Consider the following 22,249-nt stretch of genomic DNA (forward strand, 5'->3'; position numbering starts at 1 on the left):
GCGTAGGGTCGCGTGGAGATCACTCCGCCGCAGTGCCGATGACGCCGCGCTTGATCTGATCCGCCTCGATCGACTCGAAAAGAGCACGGAAGTTGCCCTCCCCGAAGCCTTCATCGCCCTTACGCTGAATGAACTCGAAGAAGATCGGGCCAATGACGGTTTTGGAGAATATCTGCAGCAGGACTTTCGTCATGCCGCCATTCACCACACCTTCGCCGTCGATGAGGATACCATGTTTCTTCATACGTTCGATGGGTTCGTCGTGGCCGTTCACGCGGGCATAGGACATGTCGTAATAGGTCTCCGGTGGACCCGGCATAAAACGGAGGCCGTTGGCGGCAAGCTTGTCGGTGCCGCTGTAGATGTCTTCCGTTCCGACCGCGATGTGCTGGATGCCCTCGCCCTTATATTTCTTCAGAAACTCCTCGATCTGACTCGTGTCGTCCTTCGATTCATTGAGCGGAATGCGGATCTTGCCGCAGGGCGAGGTGATGGCGCGGCTCACCAGGCCGGTGATGCGTCCATCAATATCGAAGAAGTGGATTTGCTTGAAATTGAATAGTTCGCGATAGAAATCCCACCACTTGTCCATGTTGCCGCGGAAAACGTTGTGAGTCAGGTGGTCGAGATAATAGAAACCAACCCCTTCCGGATTCGGATCACGCTCGCCAAGCCAATCGAACTCGGCGTCATAGGCCGACCCCTTCGCGCGGTAGGTCTCGACAAAATAAAGCAGTGAACCGCCGATGCCGACGATTGCCGGAACATCGAGTGCCTTGTCATCCCCTTCATAGGGAACGGCGCCTTTTGACACCGCATGATCAAACGCATGCTTGGCATCAACGACGCGCCAGGCCATTGATGGGGCGCAGGGACCATGCTTTGCGACGAAACGAGCGGCATGGCTGCCCGGCTCGGCGTTCAGGACGTAATTGATATCGCCCTGCCGCCAGACGGTGATGTCTTTCGTCTTGTGCTTGGCGACCGGAACGTAGCCCATGCGCGTGAAGAGCTCGCGCAGCTTTTCGGGCTCAGGATGAGCGAATTCAACGAATTCGAAGCCGTCAGTGCCGGCCGGATTGTCGGCGGTTATTTCCGAAGGCGGCGCATCGTGGGGGAAAGGACCCATTTTCTTTCTCCTTGAGAGAAGATGAATTTGACTATGCAAAGTGTGGCCCAAAACGCGCGCAAAGTTCTTGCATTCTTCATGCTTGGAGAAGATATTATGCATGGATCGTGAGCATATTCGAGATTTTCTGCAATGGATGAACAGCTCGACAAATTGGATTTGCGTCTGCTGCAAGAGCTTCAGAAAGACGGCAGGCTGACGAATAACGAGCTGGGTGAGCGGATCGCGCTTTCACCCTCACAATGCTCGCGCCGGCGGACGAGATTGGAATCCGAAGGATATATTCGCAGCTACCAGGCGAATTTGGACAGGCAGAAGCTGGGCTTGGATATGCTGGTGGTCATTTCCGTAACGCTCGCAACCCACAACAGGGACAATGCCCGCCGATTTTCCCAACTGATCAACGGACTGCCGGAAGTTCTTGAAGCCTATGCGCTGACGGGTGAAATGGATTATCACCTCAAGGTAGCGACCCGCGGGCTCAACGACCTCTCAAGATTCGTCAACGACGTTCTGTTACCTCACGAGTCGGTGCAGCACGTGAAGACGTCGATCGTCCTCGACACACTCAAGACATTTGAAGGATTTCCGGTGCTTATGCCGCATACATGGCATGGCGATAGTTCGCGTTGAACTGCCTGCGCACACGCTGTTAGATCGGCAGCTCGGTCGAGAATTTCAGCTCGCGCAGCACAAAACTCGATACGACCGTGCGTACATGCGGATTGCGCATGAGGTATCGGGTCATGAAGGCCTCATAGCTTTCCACATCCTTTGCCCGGATCTTCAGCATATAGTCGAAGGCGCCGGATAGTGCGTAGCACTCCATGATCTCCGGCCGTTCCAGGACCACCGAAGCGAAAGACGCAACCGCCTCTTCATGGTGATCCTCCAGCGTCACATGCGCGATCACGCAGAGTTTCAGATCCAGTTTGCCCGGATCCAGCAATGTCACGCGTTTGCGGATGACACCGTCGGATTCCAGCTCCTGGACCTTCCGCCAGGCCGAACTTTGCGACATGCCGGCCTTTTCCGCCAGCTCTGCCAGCGAAAGACTGCCATCGGCCTGGATGAGCTGCAGAAGCTTGCGGTGAAAACTCCCATTTTCTTTCATTTTCAGCGCCATATTCGAGAGTATTTCCCAACAATATGGCAATAGCCAGCATAAAAGAAAAGAAAATCCTCAAAGGCCGGAGCATAATTGCAAGAATACCGCAGTGCCTGGGAGGATTAGAATATGACCATGGAAAGCACCTACACCGCCAAACTGCCCGGCCCGGATGGTTTATACGATTACACCGCCGAAGAAGATGCGATCTGGGGCGAACTCTACGAGCGTCAGATGAAGCTGCTGGCCAATATGGCTTGCCGCGAATATCTGGACGGCGTCAAAACCCTGGGGCTCAAGCCGGACAAGGTGCCTCAACTTCTCGATGTCAACCGGCGCTTGAACGAGACCACCGGCTTCGGCGTCGAGGGTGTACCGGCGCTCATTCCTCCCTCGCGCTTCTACGAACTTCTGTCGCAGGGCAAATTCCCGCTCGCAACCTTCCTGCGCCGCCGCGAGCATATCGACTATATCGAGGAGCCGGACCTGTTCCACGAGGTTTTCGGTCACTGCCCGCTGCTGACCAACCAGAGCTATGCCAATTTCGTGCGGCATTTCGGCGAAACCGCTGTGCGCCTCGGCAAAGGCTATTCCTGGCATCTGTTCCGCATCTTCTGGTTCACCGTCGAATTCGGCCTGATCAACACGCCGCAAGGCCGCCGTTGCTTCGGCGCGGGCATCGTCTCATCGCCAAGTGAAACGAAAGCGGCGATGGAAGGCAAGGCATGCGAATTTCGGCCGTTCGACCTGTTAAGCGTCCTCCGGACTCCCTACAGGATCGATATCGTCCAGCCGATCTATTATGTCATCGACAGCTTCGCCGATCTTGAAGCGATCGTGAAGCAGGATATCGAGGGCCAGATCCTCAAGGCGAAATCGCTGGGTGATTTCCCGCCCGCCTTCGAAGCCAAGGCTTCGTGAGCCGGCGGCTGTGGGTCACGACATCTGCTGACATCCGCCGTTGGCGGCGCGAGCAATGCAGCGCAACTCGTCGGCAATTCCGACGACGTCGCTCTATCGATTTTTAAGAAGCGCCTTGCTCGATTAATGTGCACCGCAGCAAAGGCCGCCCAAGATTTGACCATTCCACCACAAAGCCGGTGATCTTCTTTCTCATTGATAATGTTACGTTTTTTTCTTAACTGAATTTGGCACGCAACTTGCTTTCTTATTTTTGAGGCCGATAAGGCTCACACATTTGGCGTCCAACGTGGGGCGCTCCAGGCAAAGCTGCTGATCAGGATTAACGAACGCGCTCCCAGCGTGCGCGAACCCTGGCCGGCAGCTTTTTTGTTTCAATTCGAACCCAGAAAAGCGCGACGTTGTCGCGCACGGAGAAGCTATGCCTGCTTTTGACCAAACGCCGACATCGTCCTCTGACGCACCGCAACGCGCGCTGTGGATATCGACACTCGCATTCACGATCTGTTTTGCCGTGTGGACGATCTTCGCGATCATCGGCATTCGTATCAAACAGGAACTTGGCCTGAACGAGGCCGAGTTCGGCTTGCTGGTCGGCACCCCCGTCCTGACCGGTTCGCTTGTCCGCATCGTCCTCGGCATCTGGACCGGTCGCTATGGCGGGCGACTGGTCTACACGCTCACCATGCTGGCTGCCGCATTGGCGACCTTCCTGCTCTCCTATGCCCACACCTATACGCAGATGCTGATCGCCGGCCTCGGCGTCGGCCTTGCAGGTGGCTCCTTCGCGGTCGGCGTTGCCTACGTCTCACCCTTCTTTCCGCCCGAAAAGCAGGGAACGGCGCTCGGTATCTTCGGCGCCGGCAATGTCGGTGCCGCGGTGACCAAGTTCGCAGCCCCCTTCGTCCTCCTCGTATGGGGCTGGCAGGCAGTCGCGGAGATCTGGGCGCTGGTGCTTGCCGTCATGGCGATCGTCTTCTGGTTCACCACGACCGATGATCCGGCATTCCGCGCCCGTCGCAACGGCGGCGGCGCATCCAAGAGCCTGCTGCAGGAATTCGCGCCGTTGAAGAACGTGCAGGTGTGGCGCTTCTCGCTCTATTACTTCTTCGCGTTCGGCGGCTTCGTCGCCCTGTCGCTGTGGCTGCCTCGTTATCTGGTCGGCGTCTACGGCTTCAACCTCGAGACTGCCGGCATGGTCGCTGCCGCCTATTCCATCCCGGGCAGCATCTTCCGCGCCTTCGGCGGTATTGTTTCCGACAAGAAGGGAGCGCGAAGCGTCATGTATACGATGCTGGCTGTGTCGGCGCTCGCAACCTTGATCCTTTCGATGCCAGCAGCCACCGCAACAGGCCCGGCCTTCGGCATAACCCCGGCTATCTTCATCGTTGTCATCTTCATCCTCGGCTTCTTCATGAGCCTCGGCAAGGCGGCGGTCTACAAACACATTCCCGCCTATTATCCCGGCGCTGTCGGCGCTGTCGGCGGCATCGTCGGCATGATGGGCGGCCTTGGCGGCTTCATACTGCCGATCGCTTTCGGCCTGCTCAAGGATATGACCGGCCTATGGTCGAGCTGCTTCATGCTGCTCTTCGCGATCGTCGCCATCTCGCTGGTGTGGATGCATTTCTCCATCCGGCAATTGCAGCGGAACAGCGCATCGGCAGCGAACGCCAGCGTTTTTGCCCAGTAATTCGGATCGGAACTCCCTCATGACCCAAAAACTTGTCATCATCGGTAACGGCATGGCGCCCGGCCGCATGCTGGAACATCTCCTCGAAAAGGTGCCCGGCCGCTATGAAGTGACGATCTTCAACGCCGAGCCGCGCGTCAATTACGACCGCATCATGCTCTCGCCAGTTCTTTCGGGCGAAAAGGATTATGAGCAGATCATCATCCACGGCGATGGCTGGTACATCAAAAACAACATCACCCTCTACAAGGGCCATAAGATCGTCGCCATCGATCGCGTCGCCAAGACCGTCACATCGGATCATGGCGTCACCGAAAGCTACGACAAGCTGGTGATCGCCACCGGTTCCGTGCCCTTCATCATCCCCGTTCCCGGAAACGATTTGCCGGGCGTCCTGACCTATCGCGATCTGGACGACGTCAACGCCATGCTGCTGGCTGCACAATCCCGCGCCAAGGCGGTCGTCATCGGCGGTGGTCTGCTGGGCCTCGAAGCGGCGGCGGGTCTCAGCTCGCGCGGCATGGATGTCACCGTTCTGCATGTCATGCCGACGCTGATGGAGCGCCAGCTCGATCCGGCTGCAGGCTACCTTCTGCAAAAGGCCGTGGAGGAGCGCGGCATCAAGGTGATCACCAAGGCCAATACCAAGGCGATCGTCGGCAACGGCAAAGTCGAAGGCGTCGAATTGGCTGACGGCACCATCGTGCCGGCAACGCTGGTGGTCATGGCGGCCGGCATCCGTCCGAGCGCCGGGCTTGCGAAGGACGCCGGCCTTGCCGTCAACAGAGGCATCGTGGTCGACGCCGGCATGGGCACGTCTGACGGCGACATTTATGCGCTCGGCGAATGCGCCGAAGTGGGCGGTCAGGTCTACGGCCTGGTGGCACCGCTCTATGAGATGGCGCGCGTTGCCGCCGCGCAGCTTGCCGGCGATACCTCCGCCGGCTTCGTGCATTCCGATACGCCGACCAAGCTCAAGGTCACCGGCATCGATCTCTTTTCGATCGGCGACTTTGCCGACGGCGACGATCGCGAGGAAATCGTGCTGCGCGATGCCGCGGCCGGCGTCTACAAGCGCGTGATCCTCAAGGACAACCGCATCATCGGCACCGTGCTTTATGGCGAGACGTCTGACGGTGCATGGTTCAACGATCTGAAGAAGAAGGCGACCGATATTTCGGAGATGCGCGAGACGCTGATCTTCGGCCAGGCCTACCAGGGAGGGTCCCCTCTGGACCCTATGGCGGCCGTTGCAGCCTTGCCGGATGATGCGGAAATCTGCGGCTGCAACGGCGTATGCAAGGGCAAAATCACCTCGACAATCACTGAAAAGGGCCTGACATCCCTGGACGAGGTGCGTGCCCATACCAAGGCGTCCGCCTCGTGCGGCTCCTGTACGGGGCTCGTCGAACAACTGATGTCGATCACGCTTGGCGACAGCTATAACCCGGCCGCCGTCCAGCCGATGTGCGCCTGCACCGAGCTTGGCCATGACGATGTGCGCCGGCTGATCAAGGCCAAGGGGCTGAAGACCATCCCCGCCGTCATGCAGGAGCTGGAGTGGAAGACATCCTGCGGCTGCGCGAAATGCCGGCCGGCACTGAACTATTACCTCGTCTGCGACTGGCCGGATGAATATGCGGACGATTATCAGTCGCGCTTCATCAACGAGCGCGTTCACGCCAATATTCAGAAGGACGGCACCTATTCGGTCGTGCCGCGCATGTGGGGCGGCGTGACCAGTTCCAACGAGCTGCGCGCCATTGCCGATGTCGTCGACAAATTCGAGATCCCGATGGTCAAGGTGACCGGCGGCCAGCGCATCGACCTTCTGGGCGTGCACAAGGAAGACCTGCCCGCCGTCTGGGCCGATCTCGGCAAGGCCGGCTTCATCTCCGGCCAGGCCTATGCAAAGGGGCTGCGCACGGTGAAGACCTGCGTCGGTTCCGATTGGTGCCGCTTCGGCACGCAGGATTCGACCGGTCTCGGCATTCGCCTCGAGAAATTCATGTGGGGCTCGTGGACACCGGCAAAGCTCAAGATGGCGGTTTCCGGCTGTCCGCGCAATTGCGCCGAAGCAACCTGCAAGGACATCGGCGTCGTCTGTGTCGACAGCGGCTTCGAAATCCATTTCGCCGGTGCGGCCGGTCTCGACATCAAGGGCACGGAAGTGCTCGGCCTCGTCAAGACCGAGGACGAGGCGCTGGAGCATATCGTGGCGCTGACGCAGATGTATCGCGAGCAGGCCCGTTATCTCGAGCGCATATACAAATGGGCAAAGCGCATCGGCCTCGCCGAGATCCGTCGCCAGATCATGGAGGACGGCGAAAAGCGCAAGGCCTACTACGAGCGCTTCGTCTTCAGCCAGAAATTTGCCCAGGTCGATCCCTGGTCGGAGCGTGTCTCCGGCAAGGACAAGCATGAGTTCAAGCCGATGGCGACGATCGGCTATCCGCAGGCCGCCGAGTAAGGAGATGGACATGAACTGGCCCAATGAAAACTGGCATCCAATCGGCGACATCTCGGATATCCCGCTGCGCGGCGCGCGCTGCGTGAAGACACCGCAGGGCAAGATCGCAGTCTTCCGGACCGCCGAAAACGAAGTCTTCGCCATCGAGGATCATTGCCCGCACAAGGGCGGACCGCTTTCGCAAGGGATCGTGCATGGTGCAGCCGTCACCTGCCCGCTACATAATTGGGTCATCTCGCTTGAAACCGGCAAGGCACTCGGAGCGGACGAGGGTTCGGTTCGGACCATCCCTGTGCGCAATGAGAACGGCGTGCTGTCGATCAAGCTCGATAGTCTCATGATGGCGGCGGAATAGATGGTTTTGCGCCCAGTTCTATCTTCGGCTCCCGGAGGGCACCTCGATGTCCGCTGAGACCAAAACGACCTGCCCCTATTGCGGCGTCGGCTGCGGCGTCATCGCCAGCATCGATGATGACGGCAAGGTTTCCGTCAAAGGCGATCCAGATCATCCCTCCAACTACGGGCGGCTCTGTTCCAAGGGGTCGGCGCTGGCGGAGACGATCGATCTTGATGGCCGGCTTCTCTATCCGGAGGTCGGCGGTCAGCGTGCGAGCTGGGACGACGCCCTCGATCTGGTGGCGAACCGTTTTTCGGAAACCGTCGCCGCCCATGGTCCGGATTCGGTCGCTTTCTATGTCTCCGGTCAGTTTCTGACCGAAGACTATTATCTTGCCAACAAGCTGATGAAGGGCTTTATCGGCTCGGCCAATATCGATACCAATTCCCGGCTCTGCATGTCCTCCTCGGTTGCCGGCCATCGCCGCGCCTTCGGTTCGGACACGGTGCCCGGGACCTATGAAGACCTCGAATTGGCCGATCTGGTGATCCTGACCGGCTCCAATCTCGCCTGGTGTCATCCGGTCCTCTACCAGCGCCTTGCAGCCGCCAAGGCAGAGCGTCCCGGAATGAAGGTCGTCGTCATCGATCCACGCCGGACGATGACCTCCGATATCGCCGACCTGCATCTGGCAATTCGTCCGGATGGCGATGTCGCTCTATTCACGGGCCTGCTTGCCCGTCTGGCCCAGAGCTCCGCCATCGACGAGAATTTCATTGCGACCCATACCGAAGGCTTCTCGGACGCTTTCGCGGAAGCCTCGGCGTTGAGCTTCAGCGACCTGCTCGACAAGACCGGCCTGCCGGCTATGCAACTGCGCGAGTTCTTCCGCCTGTTCGAAACGACGGAAAAGGTCGTGACCTGCTATAGCCAGGGCGTCAACCAATCATCCTCCGGCACCGACAAGGTCAACGCGATCCTCAATTGCCATCTCGCCACAGGACGCATCGGCCGCCCCGGCATGGGGCCTTTCTCCTTGACCGGCCAACCGAACGCCATGGGCGGACGCGAGGTCGGCGGGCTCGCCAACATGCTTGCCGCCCATATGGCAATCGAAAATCCAGACGATAGGGATCGTGTGCAGCGCTTCTGGAAATCCCCAGTCATCGCAGCGCGACCTGGACTGAAGGCCGTCGACATGTTCCGCGCCGTTGCCGACGGCCGCGTCAAAGCCTTGTGGATCATGGCGACCAATCCGGTGGTTTCGATGCCGGATGCCGATGCGGTCGAAGCAGCTATCAAGGCCTGTCCTTTCGTCGTCGTTTCCGATGTCCTGCGGCAAACGGATACGACGCGACACGCGAATGTGTTGCTGCCCTCCCTCGGCTGGGGTGAGAAGGATGGCACCGTCACCAATTCCGAACGCCGGATCTCCCGTCAGCGCGGCTTTCTCCCCTCGCCCGGCGAGGCGAAACCGGACTGGTGGCAGATGGCCGAAGTTGGCCGTCGGATGGGTTTCACCGAAGCCTTCTCCTTCCGCTCACAAGCGAGCATTTTTGCCGAACATGCCGCCCTTTCCAGCTTTGAAAACAACGGCAGCCGGGATTTCGATATCGGCGCCTACGAGCAGATCACAGCCAACGACTACAATGAGCTTTCGCCGCTCCAATGGCCGCAGCCTGCGGGAACGGCACCGCAGACGACGCGCTTCTTCGCCAAAGGCGGATTTTTTCACGCCGATGGCAAGGCCCGTTTCGTGGCCGTGAAGATGCCCGTTTCGGACCGCACGAGTGCGGAATTCCCGTTCACGCTCAATACAGGCCGCATCCGCGACCAGTGGCACACGATGACCCGCACCGGCAAAAGCGCTCGGCTGTCATCGCATATCGCCGAACCCTTTGCTGAGATCCATCCCCGCGATGCGATCGAAATCGGCGTCAGCGATGCCAGCCTGATCGAGATCGAAAGCCCGCAAGGCAAGGTGATCGTTCGGGCATTGGTGACGGAACGACAGGCGCGCAGCAGCCTGTTCGTGCCTATGCATTGGAATGACAGCTTCGCCGCAAAGGCGCGCATCGATACCGTCGTCGCACCCGTGACCGATCCCTTTTCCGGCCAGCCGGCTTCGAAAAATGTCGCTGTTGCGGCGCGTCCTTTCGAGGCATCACACTACGGCTTTGCAGTCTCCGTGGCAAAGCCGCAGCACCTCGAAGCTGCCTATTGGGCGCTCGCCAAGGCGGATGGCGGATGGCGGACGGAACTGGCTTTCGACGAGGCAGAGGAAGATTGGGCGGAGTGGTGCCGCGCCACATTCGACATTCCTCCAGATGTCGAACCGCTCGGTTACGCCGATCAAACTTCCGGCGATCTGCGTCTGGCCTTCTTCGACGGGGACCGGCTGATTGCGGCGCTATTTCTGGCGCGCCAGCCGGTGGCCGTCGCTCGCAACTGGGCAATCGCGCAACTCTCAGCATCGCACGGCAATATGCGCAAACGCTTTGCCCTCGTCGCCGGCCGGCCAGGCGCCAATACGCCTGACCCCGGTGCAACCGTCTGCTCGTGTTTCGGCGTCGGCGTCAACCAGATCGTGGGTGCGGTTCGCAATGGTTGCCACAGCGTCGAAGCCGTCGGCAAAGCGCTGAACGCCGGAACCAATTGCGGCTCCTGCCGCGCCGAAATCCGCGGGATCATCGATGGGCGCCTTGCGACCGCGGCGGAATAGCCGACGCAAAGGCTGATCGCGGGGCGGAACAAAGCGTCAAGTCTCCCGTTTTGAAAACCGGGAGACCGACACATGGCGCCGCGTTCCTTCTGGAAAGGCTATCTCAAACTCTCGCTCGTGACCTGCCCCGTCGCGATGACGCCGGCCGTGTCCGAGAATGAAAAGATCCGTTTCCACACCCTCAACCGCGAGACTCGGAGCCGGGTGGTCAGCCAGTATGTCGACTCCGTCACCGGCAAGGCCGTGAAGGAGGATGACGAGGTCAAAGGCTACGAGCGTGGCGAAGGCGATTATGTGCTGATCGAAGACGACGAGCTGGAATCCGTCGCGCTCGAAAGCACTCGCACCATCGATATCGATGTCTTCGCCCCTCGCGACTCCATCGAATGGATTTGGCTCGACCAGCCGCACTATCTGACCCCCGACGACCCCGTCGGCGAGGAAGCCTTCTGCGTCATCCGCGATGCCATGGAAGCGACAAAGACGGTCGGCATCTCCCGCCTGGTCATGTATCGCCGCGAGCGGGCCGTTATGCTCGAGCCCCGCGACAAAGGCATCGTGTTATGGACATTGCGCTATGGCGACGAGGTTCGGGATGCCGCCGCCTATTTCGAAACAGTCAAAGCGGACAAGGTCGATCCGTCTTTGATGTCGCTCGTCTTGCAATTGATCGACGAGCAAACGAAGCCCTGGGCGCCTTCCATGGCAAGCGATCCGGTGCAGGACAAGCTGCACGACCTGATTGCTGCGAAAAAGAATGGCCGGAAACGGCCGGCCAAATCCAAACCTGACGCCGAAGCGTCGCCGAGCAATGTCATCAACATCATGGATGCCTTGAAAAAGAGCCTCGCTGCTGCCTCGAAAGCCAAACGCTAGAGTGCCGTTCGTTCATTTGAACGCACCCAGGTCGCTCTAGCTTTTTGAATCTACCGCGCTCTGCTCTTGGATTTTGCTTTTTCCAGAGGTACCGCGGCTGCCCGAAAATCTGCCCAGGGGTCGGACCGAAGCGCCGCGAGCCGGGTGGGCGTGTTGTTGACGGTGAAATAGGCCGGCCCGATCGCGGGGCTGAGTTCCTCCCAGGCGAGCGGCATCGAGACCGCAGCACCCGGCCGCGCTCGCGTCGAATAGGGCGCCACGGCCGTCGAACCGCGCTGATTGCGCAGATAATCGACCAGGATTTTGCCATGACGCTTCGATTTGGTGATGGTGGAAACGTAGCGCTCGGGGCTGTCCGCCGCCATCTGATCGGCGATGGATTTCGTAAAAGTCTTGACCGCCAACCAATCTGCTATTGGTTTCAATGGCGACACGACATGCAGACCCTTGCCGCCTGACGTCTTGATGAAGGTCTCCAGCCCAGCCTCTTTCAAACGATCACGCGTTTCTTCCGCCGCTTCGATTACCCGCTCCCAAGGCACGCCCGGCCCGGGATCGAGATCCATGATGATCATATCGGGATGCTCCCAATCGGCAATCGTGATCCCCCAGGGGTGGAGTTCCAGCGATCCCCCCTGCACGAGGCCAATCAGGCCATCGAGATCATCGATGCTGACAAGCGGCTCCTCATCCTTTTCCTTCGGATCATGGATGAGGACGATGTTCTTGTTCAGGCCTTTCCACGCATGCTTTTGGAAAAAGCTTTGGCCATTGATGCCATCGGGGCAACGCAGCAGCGCCAATGGTCGCTGGACGACAAAGGGCGCCATGTATCTCCAGACATCGGTGTAATAATCGGCGAGACCTTCCTTGGTAACGCCCTCATCCGGCCAGTAGATGCGGTCTGGATGGGTGAGGACAACCGTCCGCTTCGGCAGCTCTGGCTCTACAGCCGAACCGGCCGATGTCTCGCGGACAATTTCAGTCGCAGGCTTATCTTCGCGCAGACCGCGGAATGCGGCGTGCCGTAAGAGACCGTCCCCTGTCCATGTGCGGAACTCGATTTCGGCAACCAATTCCGGACGAACGAAACGAACACCGCGCGCTTCATCGGCGCTGAGGCGTTTCTCGAACGGGTTTTCGTCAGTGCGCATACCTTCGAGTTGAGAATACAAATCCTCGGCAACCTTGTTGGTAAATCCAGTGCCGACGCGGCCGACATGCTGCAGTTTGCCCTTCTCGAAAATGCCGAGCACGAGGGAGCCTATCGCCTTGCGCGCCGTCGATGAGGGTACATAGCCTGCAATGACGAACTCCTGCCGGGAGGAACACTTCGATTTCAGCCAACCTTTGCCGCGGCCGGAGCGATAGGGTTCGTCGGCACGTTTCGACACAATGCCTTCCAGGCTCAGGCGGCAGGCATGTTCCAGCATCAGGTCGCCATCAGCATCGAAATCGCTACTGAAGCGGAGTTTGCCGGTCCCCGAGGGGATGATTTTCTCCAGCATTTTCTTTCGTTCCATCAACGGGGCATCGCGCAGATCATATCCGTCGAGATAGAGGAGATCGAAGAAGTAGAGGACGAAACGATCGCTCCTGCCGTCGCTTAGATCGGCCTGCAATGCTGAGAAATCCGATGCGCCGGAACCGGTCTCGACCACCAATTCTCCATCCGCAAGCATCGTCTTGACGGGAAGGCCGGCGAGCTGGGTCAGAAGCGTTTTCCCGAACTTGTCCGACCAGTCGAGACCGCTACGCGTCAGCAGCTTGACGCGCCCGTCTTCGATACGGGCTTGCAAGCGATAGCCGTCGAACTTGATCTCGTGGAGCCATTGCTTCCCGCTCGGCGGCTTCTTCGTCAGCGTCGCTAATGTCGGCGGCACGAAATCGGGCAAAGCCGCCTTTTTAGCCTTGTTCACAGACGAAGGATCAGCCTGAGTTCTCACTGCCGGCCGTTGGGCTTGCTTACGCTTGGCTGCCGGCTGCTCGATCTTTCCCGTCTTCGAAGACCATCCGGGCTCTTCTCCTTCGAGCTCTTCGATCAACCGGCCGGTCTTCACCGATTCCGGTCGCTCTTCGAGAATATCATCCGCCCCCTCGGGGCGGGCCGCCTCATCGTCACCTTTGATGAGCAGCCAATTATCCCGCTTTTCCCGAGCGCGTCTTGCCATGCGGACCAGGTGCCAGCGCCCGTGAAGTTTCTCGCCATGCAGCTCGAGCTCAATGTGACCTTTTTTGAAGCCCTTGTGCGGATCGCCATCCGGTTCCCAGGTACCGCGATCCCAAACGATCACCGAGCCGCCGCCATATTCACCCTTGGGAATAGTCCCCTCGAAATCGCCGTATTCGAGCGGGTGATCCTCCACCTCGACCGCAAGACGTTTGTCGCTTGGAACCAGGCTCGGACCCTTTGCAACGGCCCAGCTCTTCAAGACGCCGTCAAGCTCCAGGCGAAAATCATAGTGCAGGCGGCGGGCTGCATGTTTCTGGATGACGAAGCTGTTATGCCCGGCGGTCTTGCGCATGCGTCCCCTGGGTTCGGATGTTTTCGAGAAATCCCGCTTTTCATGATAGGTCTCAAGCGCCATGGATCAGCCTGCCTTTCGCTGCCGGGAGGCACCGGAAGCAGCTCGTTTGGGGGTCTGCTTCTTTTCTCCCTTGATGCCGGCGCTTTGGCGAAGTGCCTCCATGAGATCGACGACCTTTTCCGGCTTGCGCTCCTTGCGTAAGGGAATTTTGCGGCCTTCGATCTTCGCCTTGATCAGTTCCGTGAGGGCCGCTTCATAGCGATCATCAAACTTCTGAGCGTCGAACATGCCGCTTTTCGTGGTGATGATATGCTTTGCCAGATCGAGCATTTCGCCCTTGATCCTGATATCGGGTATATCCTCAAACGCCTTGTTCGCGGAGCGGACTTCGTATTCGAAGTTCAGCGTCGTCCCGAGCAGGCCCTTGTCATAGGGACGGATCAACAAGGTCCGCAAGCGCCGGAAAAGCACTGTTCGCGCGACTGCTGCGACCTTCTTTTTTTGCATACCGGCACGGATCAGTGCAAAAGCCTCCTCGCTTCCGCGATCGCTCGGTGCGAGATAGTAGGGCTTGTCGAAATAAACGTCGTCGATATCCGAATATGCGACGAATGCCTGGAGGTGAAGGGTCTTGTCGCTGCCGGGGACAACGGCGGCGATTTCATCGGGCTCAAGGATCACATAATCGTCCTTGCCGACTTCGTAGCCTTTGACCTGATCCTCACGCCCTACGGGTTTGCCGGTGCTGCTGTCGACGAATTCGCGTCGGACACGATTGCCCGTCGCCCGATTGATGGTGTGAAAAGATACACGCTCGGACGTCGACGCCGCAGTATAAAGCGCCACCGGGCAAGTCACCAGACCGAATTGCAAATAACCTTTCCACTGCGCACGCGGCGACATCCGACAAATCTCCGGTGGACCAATGGAATTGAACGATATCTCACAGGCTTTGTTCCGGCAGACCGAGCAGTTTTGTTCGTCGATCCCGTTTCCTTTTCAAAAGGAGACAGGATGCAAACGCGATACGGCCCAATCGACAAGCCAGCCTCCATTCCAGCGGAACTTTACCAACCGCTTGACTATCGCGATTCACCATGAGAACATATAGTGAACATATGGAGGTATCCATGACAAAAACCGAGCAAGTCATAGAACGCGCCATGACCTTTGTTGCAGTCTCGAAAGCGCTGCGGGAACGTGAACAGGAGCGGCGCGCTGCCTGGAAGCGCCGTGTCGATATCAGCCGGCCGCTACCGCCCTTGCCGCGCGGCTTACAGCTTTCCCTCAAGTTGGATTGATGATGCGACCTGAACGCTGCTCGATCGCCTGAGCCGTTTGTCTTGCGCAGATGACGAACATCCGCGGCGTAAGCGACCTTTCAGCCGAACAAGTTGCGATATAGCGAAGCGGATAGGATCGCTCGGGAACCGCGAGGGGGCGATGGCGTTTTCTCACTGGAGGACAACGCCATGGCAAAATATGATCTAAAGTCACCCCCGTTCCCCGCGACGGAAGCGGGGCTTCCAAATCCCATCCAGCCACCATCAGCAGAGCCGCCCAAAATAGATGGTGGCGCACAGGATGATGATGAAGCCGCTTATGAGCGTGGGGTTGAAGCCGGCAAAAAGGAATCTAAAGCCGAGAAAAATCCTTATCCCGAGGAAAGCAGTCGCGCCAAGGCATATGAGCACGGCTATCTGGATGGGCAGAAGATAAGGAGCGACGACAAGCCGCCGCATTGAAATCGTACCAATAAACGATTTTCGCTGATGCTGTAGACTGCATCGGCCTATTGCGGCCTGATTGAGTTCGCACCGTGTATTTTCAACGACGTCCTATAAGACATCGTCGCCGGTCAGCCATTGACTGCTCATTCCTCAGGTCTGTCGGCAAAGTGAGAGACGGCAAATTCGGCGACTTTTCTATTCGATTTGCGCGCATCCTCTATCCAGAATGGAAAGATTTGCCATTGATGGATCATGCCCGGCCAAACCTCCGCGGTTACATCGACTCCGGCCTTGCGTGCTTTGTCTTCCAGCCGGCGCGTGTCGTCGAGCAGCGTCTCCCGTGAACCGACCTGCAAGAGCAGGGGCGGAAAGCCGCTCATGTCGGCATAGAGCGGCGATCGTTCAGGATTGACCGGAGATTTGTCGCCGATATAGGCGTTGCGGATAATCTCCAGCTCGGCTTTGCCCATGAACGGATCATTTTCCGCATTCGTGGTCATGGATTCACCCTCTCCAGCAAAATCGGTCACCGGGCTCATCGCGACCACGGCCGCCGGCAAAGGTCCCCTGATCCGAAGCTGGTTCAGGGTAGCCTCGATGGCCAGGGTGCCGCCCACGGACTCCCCGGCAATCACCACGTTCTCAGGCCTGTATCCCGAGGAGAGGAGCCAACGATAGGCAGCCAGAGTGTCGTCGATCTGGGCCGGAAACCTATTCTCCGGCAACAGGCGGTAATCGACCAGGAGAACATCGGCGGACGCAGCCTTAGCAAGGGAGCCCGCTATATTCCGGTGCGTCCTGAGAGAGCCGCTATAGAACCCACCTCCATGGAGATAGAGTATAGCGCGCCGGCCAATCGGATGGTGCAGTCGTGCCGGCCATATCAGGTCGGCCCTGACCCCGTTGGCATCGAGATGACGGATCTGCACACGCGTCGGATCCGGCGTAGACGCCATCAGCCTTTCGAAAGCGGCACGCCGCTGGCGAAGGTCGAGAGCGGCATAGCTCGGACGCAACGCCTCGATGAGTTTATCGATCTGATTGTTCGAGGCTTTCGTCTGTGAAGCGGCGTCGAGCGCATAGGCCGTTGACGCCGGCAGCGCCGGTGAAAGAGCCAAGGCGAGCGTGGCGGCCGACGCCGTCACAAAAAGGCGCATGAAGCGAAAAAACAAAAATCCGTTCATACGATTAGCCTTTTTGCCGTGGAGACCAGACGCAGCATAACAGTCCCACCGTCGCAGAATTGATGTCCGAGTCAAGCGTGGTGGATACGGCAGGGGAGCCGGCCAAGAGGCCTCAGGCAACAACCCCGCAGGAGCCCGGCCGCACTGTTGTTTGCTGTTGGGCCGACGCGACGGAAATGCGCCCCTCCTTGCAGCTCAATTGCTTCCGAACCTTCCGATCGACAGAAAGCAACCGTCTGCGGCGCAGTATCAGCGCCGAAATGCAAACTTTCGATCGCGTCCAGACACGGCTGAAAGACGGACGGGAAGCCCGGCGCGTGATTTTTCTCGTTCCACAGATCGTCTGGCATCCCAAGATGACTGGACATCTCGTCTCTTTGGGATCACCATTAACGCGGGCTGAAGTGTTACATCGAAGGGGACCAACTATCGCCATATAGGAGGCCGAGATGAAGCAGCATGCACGCGATGACTTGCAGAAAATTGCAAAAGTCGATCAGGATTTCCTTAATCGAGAGATGTCGCGAAGCCAACGGCTGGAACGTTGGATAGATCTTCTCGAGCGGAGTCCCCGACAGTTTCTTTCCACTTTGCGCGAAACCGAATTTCAGCCTAGCGAAACCAGGGCGGCAATGCGGACGGATAGCTCCCCGATCTCCGTCGCCTTTGCAGATCCGGTTCTTCGCGCCGCTGGTTTGGAAAACGATAGCTACGGGGAAGCCAAGCGCTTCTTCGAACTTACGGATCATGAGCTGCACGGAATTGTCTGCTACTGCCATTTCGGCGAGACGGTCAATTCTGCCGTAGTCGCACGCTCCATTCGTCCGTTGGTCGCCGGGCGGCCACCGAGCCTGTTTGCCCGTTTGCGCAGGGCGTTGTCGATATAGTCTGTATTTTCGACAATCCCGGCTCCGGCTGACGGACATTGACGATGTGTCCAACTTGGCTGCATCGCAAAAGTGACATACCGGCAGCCGAGCGTTGGCTTGGCAATCCCTGAGAGGTTACAGACCCTCAAGGATCGCCTTGCCTGGCGCTTGGCGGACGATTGTCGCGAATAGCAGTCTACAGAGAGAAAATAAGAAGCCTGCAATGTTGGGAGCAAGCGGCCTCCGGCTCGAATCCGAACATATGACGAGAAAGGGCGCTCAACCCTTCCGGGGAGCGCCCTTTCCAACCCGGACGGTCTGGAACGCAGCGACTGGCGTCTGCAGCAGACCATCAATACGGGAAGTGAAGCCTAGATACGGTTGGGCGTTCTCGATTTCAAGTGGCGACGGCATGAATGAATTGCCAAGCCGGCTGGATTCCGGCGGATTTTCACATGAAAGTTGTCGCGATTATCGTATTTGCTTTTGCATCAATCCCTTACCGCTATTCCAGCCGAAACGGCGGCCGCTAAAAAGGCATCGTACGCTTCCTCCACCGACCCTTGGCTATGATAATTTCCGATCAAGGTTTTCTTGGCCATGGCATGAACGCGATCGGCTTTGCCCGGTGGCCATTCACGCAGAAGAAATTTAAGGGCCTGTTCGGTGTTATTGATCGTTACGTGGTGGCGGCACTCCCCGGTGACGACCGTCACCGAACGATTCCACAGATATTTGGACATCTAGCTGTTTCCTCCGCCCGTGAAACGGACACTCTTCGCCTTGGTTCCAGGAGGAGCGAGACAATCAAAAATTATTCATTCGAGCATGGCAAAAAACTTCCGAAAACCGAATGCCCGCCTTATCGGAATTGCTCCGACGGGTGTCGATGAAACAAAATCAGCTCTGTCTTGTTTGACCTTTCATAGGAAAAGGAGGTCGACATGATGCAACCTCGAAAGCCAAAACCACTATCGCGCGAAGAAGACTATCGCGACTATGAGGACCGCAATCTTCGTGACGGCTGGCCGTATTCGGACGGGAGTGGAAGTGCCTCGCAAAGCCCTGAGAACCGGGGATATGGTGATACCTCAGCGAATTTCGACGAGGAACCAGATGGCGATTTCATCATAGATGCAGCTGATCAGACCGGCCTGGAGCGAGCTGAGGATCGTACCGTCGGACCGCTTCCAACCGATCGTATCGACAGCGACGAGTTGGAATCCGTCATAACCCAGCAGCTTGAACAAAGGGGGTTCGACATCGACAGCCTCGATGTGCGGGCTGAGGGCGGCGTTGTGATGTTGGAGGGTAGTGTGGAGACGATCCCCTTGGCTCGTCACCTCGAAGCTATCGTTCGGTCTATTCCCGGCGTCGTGGAGGTTCAAAACAACCTTCGGACGATCGGTGTCGATGCGCACATTCCGGGCGACGAATAGCGCTTCGCTGCGATGAATGTGAGTCAATGCCGCAGGAAACTCCGGATCTTCTTCAGATCCTGGACGAATGCCTGCCGGCTCCGCTCCTTTTCGTCCGCTTCCCTGATCCTCAGAAGAGCCGATGGATGAATGGTGACCAGGATATCAAGCTGCCCGGGTGGATGAAGGATGCTGCCGCGATCGCGCATCACCCGCACTTTCGATCCGAGCAGCGAGGATACAGCCGTTGCGCCGAGCGCAACCACAAGCCTCGGTTTCAAGAGTTCAAGTTCGGCACCGAGCCACCAGGCGCAACGCTGCACCTCGCCGGCATTGGGCCTGGAATGCAGCCGCTTCTTACCGCGCATCTGGTACTTGAAATGCTTGACCGCATTGGTAACGTAACAGAGGTCGCGATCGACCCCGGCCTCATCGAGGCATTGATCTAGCAAGCGACCTGCCGGCCCGACGAAGGGTCTGCCCGAAAGATCTTCCTTGTCGCCGGGTTGTTCTCCGACCAGCACGACCTCCGCGGTTTCAGACCCCTCACCGAAGACGAGATGCGTTGCGTTGCGATAGAGGTCGCAACGCGTGCAGGATTCGGCGTCGTGCCGGAGTTCGCCGAGCGTTGGCGCATCGGCATGATCGGGTCGAAGAGAGGGACCGGTATCGGGCAAGAGGTGTTTATCGAGCATGGGAGGCTCGCTGCAATTTTGAAATCACATCCGTCAACCGATTGCCGGTATGTTTGTTCCATATCAGATCAGATCGATCCAGACGACCAGGACAGGAATGGCTGAGGGCCAGAAACGCGTCTGACGATCTCTTCACCATACGTATCCATCGTCCTGTATCAGATGCGCTTCGAGACAGGCCATGACAAAGGCTTCGCGCGCAGCCTCCAGGGTGGCGCGGTGCGAAATGGCTGCGAGGCATTTTTGCATTGCCTTTGCATAAGATGAGCCCCTTTCGGACGGCCATCTGACGGACAGGAAATGAATTGCGTCTTCAGGTCCGTTCACGCGCGAGGTAAAGCGGCCGCCTACCGCTACGCAAACCGGTGCGTCCCAGAGCATCTTGAATTTGACGTCGATGATCTCGTTCATTTGCTCCCCCTGTCACTTGCCCACCAAACAAGGCGTCGGGATGATTGTTCCCGCGGGATGGAGCGCTATTTGCTGGATACGACATTGCATGTGCAGTGCTGGGATATCCCTGCATGCCGCATGCGCAGGCATCGCATTCCTCATCATCACCAACATCGTCTGGCCGGCTCGGGAACAACCGCTGCCCTTGAATGTTCGTCGATGTGCGGGGCAGTTTCTGGATCAAAATATGAACGACTCGACGGTGACATATCGCCAGATGTTTGCGGGCAAGCGGCTCTTGATCGTCGAGGACGAACATTTCCTCTCCGAAGGGGCGTGCCAAAAATTGCGGGAACTTGGCGCTATCCTGAGCGGCCCTGTCGGCAAAGTCGAAGACGCTCTCGAACTCATCAAGGGCAAGAAAGTGGATGCGGTGATCCTTGACCTGCATCTCGATGCCGGATTTGCATTTCCGATTGTAGAAACCCTACAGAGGCTGAAGCTTCCCCATATATTCGCAAAGGGCTATGGCCCGCCCATCGTTCCCGCCGGCTTTACCGGCTTCATCCTGTGCGAAAAAGCCACTGAGATCGAACACATCGCCAAAGCACTGTTCGGCAGGCGAAAACGGGACCTCTGAAGGCAGCATGCGGTTGGCGATGTGGCTCTCGATTGTGCCGACCGCATAGCCGACCTTCGCCGCATCGTCGTAAGAGCTGCCTTCACAGACACTCTTTTGGCTGTTTTGATCACCGTTCGATCGTGCCGGTGCGGCGGATTTTGCGTTGCAGGAGCAGGATGCCATAGAGCAGCGCTTCCGCCGTCGGAGGGCACCCTGGTACATAGATATCGACAGGGATCACCTTGTCGCAGCCCCGAACGACGGAATAGGAGTAATGATAATAACCGCCGCCATTGGCACATGAGCCCATCGAGATCACATAGCGGGGTTCAGGCATCTGGTCGTAGACCTTGCGAAGTGCCGGGGCCATCTTGTTGCATAGGGTTCCCGCCACAATCATCAGGTCCGATTGTCTTGGACTGCCGCGTGGCGCGGTGCCGAAGCGCTCGACATCATAACGCGGCATCGACATCTGCATCATCTCGATTGCGCAACAGGCGAGCCCGAACGTCATCCACATTAGCGATCCCGTTCGCGCCCAGGTGATGAGTTCATCGGTGCTTGTGACCAGAAACCCTTTATCGGCAAGCTCATTGCTGAAGGTACCCATAAGAGGATCGCGCAGCGGTGCTTCGCCAGGAAATTGGAAATTGCCGATACTTTGATTGTGATCAGGCGGAGACATTGCTTGTTCCTCCGTGAAACAATGCCCCTAACATCAATAAGGGGAGCATGTTCCGGAGGTGGCCTTTTGATTTCCAGCCATTTCGCGGCACGTCGTCATAGGAACCGAATCCGGCAATGTCGGATCCGGATCGCTGCCTATTTGGTGTAGAGGGCTCTGGATCGCTCCAGATGCTTCATGACCGCAGCTTCTGCACCATCGGCATCATGGACGGAAAGCCGTTCCAATATTTCTTCATGCTCCACAAGCGTGAACTTTTCCTTGCCGGTCCAGATAAGCATCTCGGTATGGTAGGTCTTCAGCCACGCCAGCATCGCCTCGCTGACCGCGACGAAGATCGGATTTCCGGAAATCTGGGCAATCCGGGTGTGAAACTGCATGTCGGCCGAAATGAATTCCTCGGCACGCCCCAGGGAGGCCCGCTGGCGTTCGATAATATCCCTGAGGTCGGCGATATCTTTTTCGGTTGCGCGCGGTGCGGCCTCCCGGGCCATGCCGCGCTCGAAGAATATGCGCGCGCTTTTCAGATGCTCGAGAGAGTCCGAAGACTGCGACAGCATGATCTTCGCCGTCAAATCGACCTGCCGGAAAATCGATTTCGCGGTCAGCTGCAGCACTTTCGCCCGCTCCCCATGCGAGATGCTGACCAATCCCATATTGGCAAGCGACTGCATCGCCTCGCGGATCGCCGGACGCCCGACACCGAAGCGCTCCATGAGAACACGCTCGGACGGCATCTCGTCGCCGGGTTTGAGTTCTCCGGACGTGATCAACCGCTCTAATCGGTCGAATACTTCGTCGGAGAGCTTCCGACGTACGATCTGTTCGACTGGCTGGCTCATGGCATCTCGCTGGCTCAAAGCTTTTCT

22 protein-coding genes are annotated in these 22,249 nt (G+C 58.1%); 12 read left to right on the plus strand and 10 right to left on the minus strand.

Annotated elements, in window-relative coordinates:
• Positions 1-19: 19 nt before the first annotated feature.
• Complete coding sequence (gene hppD, locus QA646_RS24170; protein WP_283059270.1) at positions 20-1,129, minus strand: 4-hydroxyphenylpyruvate dioxygenase; 1,110 nt, start codon at positions 1,127-1,129, stop codon at positions 20-22.
• 132 nt (positions 1,130-1,261) lie between these two features.
• Between hppD and QA646_RS24175 the strand changes: the two genes are divergently transcribed.
• Positions 1,262-1,762 carry an Lrp/AsnC family transcriptional regulator gene (locus QA646_RS24175; RefSeq protein WP_283059271.1) on the plus strand — a complete coding sequence of 167 codons (501 nt, stop codon included), beginning with the start codon at positions 1,262-1,264 and terminating at the stop codon, positions 1,760-1,762.
• A gap of 19 nt (positions 1,763-1,781) precedes the next feature.
• Here QA646_RS24175 and QA646_RS24180 read toward each other — a convergent pair whose 3' ends face one another.
• The gene (locus QA646_RS24180) at positions 1,782-2,243 is read right to left on the minus strand and encodes an Lrp/AsnC family transcriptional regulator (RefSeq protein ID WP_283059272.1); all 462 of its coding nucleotides are present in this window, start codon (positions 2,241-2,243) and stop codon (positions 1,782-1,784) included.
• A gap of 123 nt (positions 2,244-2,366) precedes the next feature.
• Here QA646_RS24180 and QA646_RS24185 point away from each other — a divergent pair, with 123 nt between their 5' ends.
• From QA646_RS24185 to QA646_RS24210, 6 genes are all read left to right on the plus strand, one after another.
• Positions 2,367-3,158: a phenylalanine 4-monooxygenase gene (locus QA646_RS24185; protein ID WP_283059273.1), complete on the plus strand. Its 792-nt coding sequence runs from the start codon at positions 2,367-2,369 to the stop codon at positions 3,156-3,158.
• Positions 3,159-3,579: 421 nt separating this feature from the next.
• Complete coding sequence (locus tag QA646_RS24190) at positions 3,580-4,851, plus strand: nitrate/nitrite transporter (protein WP_283059274.1); 1,272 nt, start codon at positions 3,580-3,582, stop codon at positions 4,849-4,851.
• 19 nt (positions 4,852-4,870) lie between these two features.
• Positions 4,871-7,321: a nitrite reductase large subunit NirB gene (gene nirB, locus QA646_RS24195; RefSeq protein WP_283059275.1), complete on the plus strand. Its 2,451-nt coding sequence runs from the start codon at positions 4,871-4,873 to the stop codon at positions 7,319-7,321.
• Between the two features lie 4 nt (positions 7,322-7,325).
• The gene (gene nirD, locus QA646_RS24200; protein WP_283059276.1) at positions 7,326-7,676 is read left to right on the plus strand and encodes a nitrite reductase small subunit NirD; all 351 of its coding nucleotides are present in this window, start codon (positions 7,326-7,328) and stop codon (positions 7,674-7,676) included.
• 46 nt (positions 7,677-7,722) lie between these two features.
• A complete protein-coding gene (locus QA646_RS24205) occupies positions 7,723-10,380 on the plus strand; it encodes a nitrate reductase (protein WP_283059277.1) in 2,658 nt (885 codons plus the stop codon).
• 72 nt (positions 10,381-10,452) lie between these two features.
• Positions 10,453-11,256 carry a Ku protein gene (locus tag QA646_RS24210; RefSeq protein ID WP_283059278.1) on the plus strand — a complete coding sequence of 268 codons (804 nt, stop codon included), beginning with the start codon at positions 10,453-10,455 and terminating at the stop codon, positions 11,254-11,256.
• Positions 11,257-11,306: 50 nt separating this feature from the next.
• Here QA646_RS24210 and ligD read toward each other — a convergent pair whose 3' ends face one another.
• Both ligD and QA646_RS24220 read right to left on the minus strand, forming a co-directional pair.
• Positions 11,307-13,844, minus strand: coding sequence for a DNA ligase D (gene ligD / locus QA646_RS24215; RefSeq protein WP_283059279.1), 2,538 nt, complete (start codon positions 13,842-13,844; stop codon positions 11,307-11,309).
• A gap of 3 nt (positions 13,845-13,847) precedes the next feature.
• Positions 13,848-14,687, minus strand: coding sequence for a Ku protein (locus QA646_RS24220; RefSeq protein ID WP_283059280.1), 840 nt, complete (start codon positions 14,685-14,687; stop codon positions 13,848-13,850).
• Between the two features lie 227 nt (positions 14,688-14,914).
• Between QA646_RS24220 and QA646_RS24225 the strand changes: the two genes are divergently transcribed.
• Positions 14,915-15,085 (plus strand): hypothetical protein, encoded by a 171-nt coding sequence (locus QA646_RS24225; RefSeq protein ID WP_283059281.1) that lies wholly within the window; start codon positions 14,915-14,917, stop codon positions 15,083-15,085.
• Between the two features lie 171 nt (positions 15,086-15,256).
• Positions 15,257-15,529: an Sf3a2-prov protein gene (locus QA646_RS24230; RefSeq protein ID WP_283059282.1), complete on the plus strand. Its 273-nt coding sequence runs from the start codon at positions 15,257-15,259 to the stop codon at positions 15,527-15,529.
• Between the two features lie 128 nt (positions 15,530-15,657).
• Here the strand turns inward: QA646_RS24230 and QA646_RS24235 are convergent, their stop codons facing one another.
• Complete coding sequence (locus QA646_RS24235) at positions 15,658-16,698, minus strand: alpha/beta hydrolase (RefSeq protein WP_283059283.1); 1,041 nt, start codon at positions 16,696-16,698, stop codon at positions 15,658-15,660.
• Positions 16,699-17,147: 449 nt separating this feature from the next.
• Here QA646_RS24235 and QA646_RS24240 point away from each other — a divergent pair, with 449 nt between their 5' ends.
• Positions 17,148-17,585 carry a hypothetical protein gene (locus tag QA646_RS24240; protein WP_283059284.1) on the plus strand — a complete coding sequence of 146 codons (438 nt, stop codon included), beginning with the start codon at positions 17,148-17,150 and terminating at the stop codon, positions 17,583-17,585.
• A 473-nt stretch (positions 17,586-18,058) separates the two neighbouring features.
• On the opposite strand, the gene QA646_RS24245 is transcribed toward QA646_RS24240, so the two are convergent.
• Complete coding sequence (locus QA646_RS24245; protein ID WP_283059285.1) at positions 18,059-18,310, minus strand: DUF982 domain-containing protein; 252 nt, start codon at positions 18,308-18,310, stop codon at positions 18,059-18,061.
• A gap of 201 nt (positions 18,311-18,511) precedes the next feature.
• Here QA646_RS24245 and QA646_RS24250 point away from each other — a divergent pair, with 201 nt between their 5' ends.
• Complete coding sequence (locus tag QA646_RS24250; RefSeq protein ID WP_283059286.1) at positions 18,512-19,006, plus strand: BON domain-containing protein; 495 nt, start codon at positions 18,512-18,514, stop codon at positions 19,004-19,006.
• 23 nt (positions 19,007-19,029) lie between these two features.
• On the opposite strand, the gene QA646_RS24255 is transcribed toward QA646_RS24250, so the two are convergent.
• Together QA646_RS24255 and QA646_RS24260 are read right to left on the minus strand one after the other, a co-directional pair.
• Entirely contained in the window at positions 19,030-19,680 is a 651-nt protein-coding gene (locus QA646_RS24255; protein WP_283059287.1) for a UdgX family uracil-DNA binding protein, read from the minus strand.
• A 132-nt stretch (positions 19,681-19,812) separates the two neighbouring features.
• Positions 19,813-20,091: a DUF982 domain-containing protein gene (locus QA646_RS24260; RefSeq protein ID WP_283059288.1), complete on the minus strand. Its 279-nt coding sequence runs from the start codon at positions 20,089-20,091 to the stop codon at positions 19,813-19,815.
• Here QA646_RS24260 and QA646_RS24265 point away from each other — a divergent pair.
• Positions 20,078-20,713 carry a hypothetical protein gene (locus tag QA646_RS24265; RefSeq protein ID WP_283059289.1) on the plus strand — a complete coding sequence of 212 codons (636 nt, stop codon included), beginning with the start codon at positions 20,078-20,080 and terminating at the stop codon, positions 20,711-20,713. The two genes, QA646_RS24260 and QA646_RS24265, sit on opposite strands and share 14 nt — an antisense overlap.
• A 109-nt stretch (positions 20,714-20,822) precedes the next feature.
• Here QA646_RS24265 and QA646_RS24270 read toward each other — a convergent pair whose 3' ends face one another.
• Both QA646_RS24270 and QA646_RS24275 read right to left on the minus strand, forming a co-directional pair.
• Complete coding sequence (locus QA646_RS24270) at positions 20,823-21,380, minus strand: NADH-quinone oxidoreductase subunit B (protein ID WP_283059290.1); 558 nt, start codon at positions 21,378-21,380, stop codon at positions 20,823-20,825.
• A gap of 137 nt (positions 21,381-21,517) precedes the next feature.
• Positions 21,518-22,222: a transcriptional regulator NanR gene (locus QA646_RS24275; RefSeq protein WP_283059291.1), complete on the minus strand. Its 705-nt coding sequence runs from the start codon at positions 22,220-22,222 to the stop codon at positions 21,518-21,520.
• Positions 22,223-22,249: the final 27 nt, after the last annotated feature.

The sequence above is a fragment of the Rhizobium sp. CB3090 genome, from assembly GCF_029714285.1.
Taxonomy (GTDB): Bacteria; Pseudomonadota; Alphaproteobacteria; order Rhizobiales; family Rhizobiaceae; genus Rhizobium.